The organism is Actinosynnema sp. NPDC059797, from assembly GCF_042732085.1.
In the GTDB taxonomy this organism is placed as follows: Bacteria; Actinomycetota; Actinomycetes; order Mycobacteriales; family Pseudonocardiaceae; genus Actinosynnema.
This window is the reverse complement of the sequence record NZ_JBHWIE010000253.1, coordinates 5,685-10,246: the sequence shown is the minus strand read 5'-3', so window position 1 is coordinate 10,246 and position 4,562 is coordinate 5,685. Positions and strand designations below refer to the sequence as shown.

2 protein-coding genes and 1 pseudogene are annotated in these 4,562 nt (G+C 72.0%); 1 reads left to right on the top strand and 2 read right to left on the bottom strand.

Going from position 1 to position 4,562, the window contains the following annotated elements; all coding sequences use genetic code 11:
- The coding region (locus ACFV4N_RS33090) for a beta-ketoacyl synthase N-terminal-like domain-containing protein (protein WP_499676582.1) at positions 1–1,468 on the bottom strand (1,468 nt) is incomplete at its 3' end.
- A 186-nt stretch (positions 1,469–1,654) separates the two neighbouring features.
- On the bottom strand, positions 1,655–2,179 hold the full coding sequence (locus ACFV4N_RS33085) for a pyridoxamine 5'-phosphate oxidase family protein (RefSeq protein WP_499676581.1): 525 nt from the start codon (positions 2,177–2,179) through the stop codon (positions 1,655–1,657).
- Positions 2,180–2,555: 376 nt separating this feature from the next.
- Here ACFV4N_RS33085 and ACFV4N_RS33080 point away from each other — a divergent pair.
- Positions 2,556–4,484: pseudogene (locus ACFV4N_RS33080) on the top strand (type I polyketide synthase); the annotation flags it as partial.
- Between the last annotated feature and the right edge of the window lie 78 nt (positions 4,485–4,562).

Sequence of the window (4,562 nt, the reverse complement as noted above, 5' to 3'; positions counted from 1 at the left end):
GGTCCGAAGCAACCACCACCGCCCGGTGCTCAAGAGCGGCGCGATCAGTCACCAACGAAAAAGCAAGATCCGCCAACCCCACATCCGGCCGCTCCGCCACGTGCGACCGCAACCGGGCAGCCTGACCACCCAACGCACCCGACCCACGAGCCGACAGCACGAACGGCAACGCCGCGGGTGACGGCTCGGAGTTCGCCTCACCGGTCCCGGGTTCCCCGCCCGAGGCGGTCGGGTCGGGCGGCGCTTCGCCGACGACCAGGTGGCAGTTCGTGCCGCCCATCCCGAAGGAGCTGACGCCGGCGATCAACGGGCGGTCGGGCGCCGCCCAGGGACCGAGGTCCTGCTGAACCCGGAGGTTGAGCCGGTCCAGCGCGATGTCCGGGTTCGCCCGCTCGAAGTTGAGGCTGGCGGGGAGTTCGCGGTGGCGGATCGCCATCGCCACCTTGATCAGGCCGGCGATCCCCGCCGCCGCGCCCGGGTGCCCCACGTTCGTCTTGACCGACCCGACGGGCAGCGGTTGCGTGCGCGGGCGGGCGGAGCCCACGACAGCGCCGAGGGCGGACGCCTCCACGGGGTCGCCGGCGGGCGTCCCCGTGCCGTGCAGCTCCACGTACTGGAGTTGCGCGGCGCTGATCCCGGCGCGCTCGTGGGCCCGTCGCAGGACGTCTCGTTGTGCGGCCTCGTTGGGCTGGGTCAGGGCGCGGCCGTTGCCGCCGTGGTTCACCGCGCTCCCGAGGATCACGCAGTGCACGGTGTCGCCATCGGCGAGGGCGCTGTCGAGCCTCTTGAGCACCACCAGGCCGCCGCCTTCGCCCGGCACGTAGCCGTTCGCGCGAGCGTCGAAGGTGTAGCAGCGGCCGTCGGGTGACAGCGGCCCCCAGCGGTCCGCGATGTCCAGGGACTCCGGCAGCAGGTTGAGCTGCACGCCGCCCGCGACGGCGAGGTCCGACTCACCGGTGAGCAGGCTCTGGCAGGCCAGGTGGACGGCGACCAGCGAGGACGATTGACCGCTGTCGACGGTCACGCTGGGCCCGCGCACGTCCAGGAAGTGGGAGAGCCGGTTGGCGATGACCGCGCGCTCGATACCGGGGTAGGTGTGCTGCGACGCCGCGGCGGGACCGTTCCGGTGCGCGAGGTGGGCGTAGTCGTGGGCGAAGGCGCCGACGAAGACACCGAGTCGGCCGCCGCGGACGCCGTCCGGCGCGATCCCCGCGTCCTCCAGCGCCTCCCACCCCAGCTCCAGCACGAGCCTCTGCTGCGGGTCGGCGGACGCCGCCTCCCGGGTGGACATGCCGAAGAACCCGGCGTCGAACTCGTCGACGGCGTCGAGGTACCCACCCCACGGGGGCGCGACCGCTCTGCCCGGGGCACCACGTCCGGGCGGGGCGGCGGTGATCGCGTGACGCCCCGCGGCCAGGAGCCGCCACAGTTGCCGAGGCCCGTCGGCACCGGGGAAACGGCACGCCATGCCGACCACCGCGATTTCGCCACTTCGGGCACGGAAATCCACCTGGGTCGTCCCTTCCACGGGCCTGATCAACGCCTCGTACCGGATTCGCGCACCACGCGTTCGGGCGCGCTCACGCGAAGAACGTGATCGATCGACTTTCTCGGGAGTGGAGCTGGAGAATGGCGCGAGCGCAGCCGTCCACCTTCATCGGGATCGCGGGAAGTCCCACCTGGTCGCGGATTCCCATTCGGCGATGCCCGCCCAGCCGTAGACCCGGTCGGGGGTCAACCGGAACACCGGCGCGCTCTGGCCGAATTGCGTGTGGACCCGATCCTCGCTCACCGTGAGCTTCCAGTCGTACTTCACCTGCACGGCTTCGGTGAGCACGCTGATGTCGTCGACCCCGAGCACCCGGGAGCAGGTGCCCTCGATCATCACCACGTCCTCGCCGACCTGCAGGTTCACCGAGGCACGCGGGTTGACCTCCAGGAATCGGCCGCAGCGGTTCTGGCTCGAGAACAGGAACACGTCCTGCTTCCAGACGCCCCACAACGGCCTGCTGTGCGGCACACCGCCCGGACTGGTGGTGACCAGCCAGTACGTGTGCGCGGATTCGAGCAGGTTCTCCGCCCAGCTCCACGGTTTCGCCGGTCCCGGCGCGGTCTGGTTGAAGATGAATGCCGACGTCCCCGTCGGGTCCTGCGCGTTCTTCAACACCTCGGCAGTCATGTCGCCGTCCCTTCGCTCGTCCGCTGCGGGCGACCAGCGAGACGCACCCGTCTGGGTTTCGCGGTCAATGCTCGCAGCGCGGCTGCGACACCGACACCCCACAAGGATTGCGCGACCGAACTCGTCTTACCGGTACGACGACTAGGGGAGTTAGGGGGTCCCCGTGCCGACGCCGTCGGACCATGGTTGGTCCTGCGGCCGCCCAGGGGCAGTCTTGATCGTGGCCCCGCCCGAGCCTCCTTCCGGCGCGGTTCGCCGTGCTGCCGGCCTCACCAGACGCCCGCCACGTGTCCAGGGCACATCGAGTCCGGGGTACGCGACCACTCCGGGGTCCTCCGGACCGCTGGAACAGACAGAGACGGACGGGGTTTCTTCCGTGGAGAACGAGGACAAGCTTCGCCAGTACCTCAAGATGGTCACGAGCGACCTGTACCAGGCTCGCAAGAGGATCACCGAGATGGAGGCCCACGACACCGAGCCGATCGCGATCGTCTCGATGGCCTGCCGCCTGCCCGGCGACGTGTGGTCACCGGAGGACCTCTGGGAGCTGGTCGCCAGTGGGACCGACGCGATCGGCGACGCGCCGACCGACCGGGGCTGGGACATGGACAGCATCTACGACCCGGAGCCCGGCAAGCCCGGCAAGACGTACTCCCGCGAGGGCGGCTTCATGGCCGGCCTGGCCGACTTCGACGCGGGTTTCTTCGGCATCTCCCCGCGCGAAGCCCTCGCCATGGACCCGCAGCAGCGGATCGTCCTCGAAGCCGCCTGGGAGTCGTTCGAACGCGCCGGCATCGACCCGGAGGCCCTGCGCGGCACCAGGACGGGCGTGTTCATCGGCTCGAACACCCACGACTACGTGCCGTTGACCGTCACCGCGCCCCGCGAGGTCGACGGCTACCTGCTGCTGGGCAACGCGCCCAGCGTGCTCTCCGGTCGCGTCGCTTACACGTTCGGCTTCGAGGGCCCCGCGGTCACCGTGGACACCGCCTGTTCCTCTTCGCTGGTCGCGATGCACTACGCCATCCGGGCACTGCGCCGCGGCGAGTCCACCATGGCCCTGGTCGGCGGCGTCGCGTCGATGTGCTCGCCACTCGTCATGGTGGACTTCGCCCGGCAGCGCGGGCTCGCGCCCAACGGCCGGTGCAAGGCGTACGCGGACACCGCGGACGGCACCGGCTGGTCGGAGGGCGTCGGCCTGGTCCTGCTCGAACGGCTCTCCGACGCGCGCGCCAACGGCCACCCGGTGCTCGCCGTCATCCGCGGTTCGGCGATCAACCAGGACGGGGCCTCCAACGGCCTGACCGCCCCCAACGGCCCCGCCCAACAGCGGGTCATCCAGGAGGCGCTGGCCGACGGCCAGGTCCCGATGGAGCAGGTGGACCTGGTCGAGGGGCACGGCACCGGCACCCGGCTGGGCGACCCGATCGAGGCACAGGCCCTGCTCGCCACCTACGGCCGCAAGAAGCAGGACGGCGAGCCGCTGTGGCTGGGCTCGCTCAAGTCGAACGTGGGCCACACCCAGGCGGCCGCGGGCGTCGCCGGCGTGATCAAGGCCGTGATGGCCATCCGCAACGGCGTCCTCCCCAAGACGCTGCACGTGGACGAGCCGACGCGCGAGGTGGACTGGTCGGCCGGCGGGGTCGGGGTGCTGACCGAGAACCGCCCGTGGCCGGAGAACGAGTGGCCGCGCCGGGCAGGTGTGTCGTCGTTCGGCATGAGCGGCACCAACGCGCACGTCATCCTGGAGGAGGCGCCCGCGCCGGAAGCGGTCGAGGCCGAGCCGGTGAGCGCGCGGCCGACCTCCTTGCCCTTCCTGCTCTCCGGCCGCACACCGCGGGCCCTGGCCGGCCAGGCGGCGCGGCTCCGCGACTGGCTCGCCCGCGAGGACGTCGCCCTGCTCGACGTCGCGAAGTCGCTCGCGCTGCACCGCGTGGCGTTCGAGCACCGCGCCGCCGTGGTCGCGGGCGACAAGGAGGAACTGCTCGCCCAGCTCGACCTGCTGGCCGGTGGCGGCAGCGGCGCCACGGCGGTCGTCGGCACCGAGCACCGCGGTCTCACCGCGGTGATGTTCCCCGGCCACGGCCCGCAGCGCGTCGGCATGGGCGCCCAGCTCGCGGCCGCGTTCCCCGTCTTCGCCGCGGCGTACTCGGAGGTGCTGGGGTTGCTCGACCCCGAGCTGCCGCGGGTCATCGCCGAGGGCGGCCCGGTGTTGGACCGGCCCGAGTACGCGCACCCCGCGCTGTTCGCGGTCGAGGTGGCGCTCTACCGCCTGGTCGAGTCGTGGGGGCGGGGGCGCCACTAACTCGGCGGGGCGTCGAGGGGGGGGAAGGCGGCGGGGGCCGGGGCCGGGGGGCGGTCGCTGCGGGACGCGGGCACCAAG

Coding starts and splice junctions, on each gene's coding strand:
- ACFV4N_RS33085 (WP_499676581.1), bottom strand. CDS start 2,179: ATGACTGCCGAGGTGTTGAAGAACGCGCAGGACCCGACGGGGACGTCG.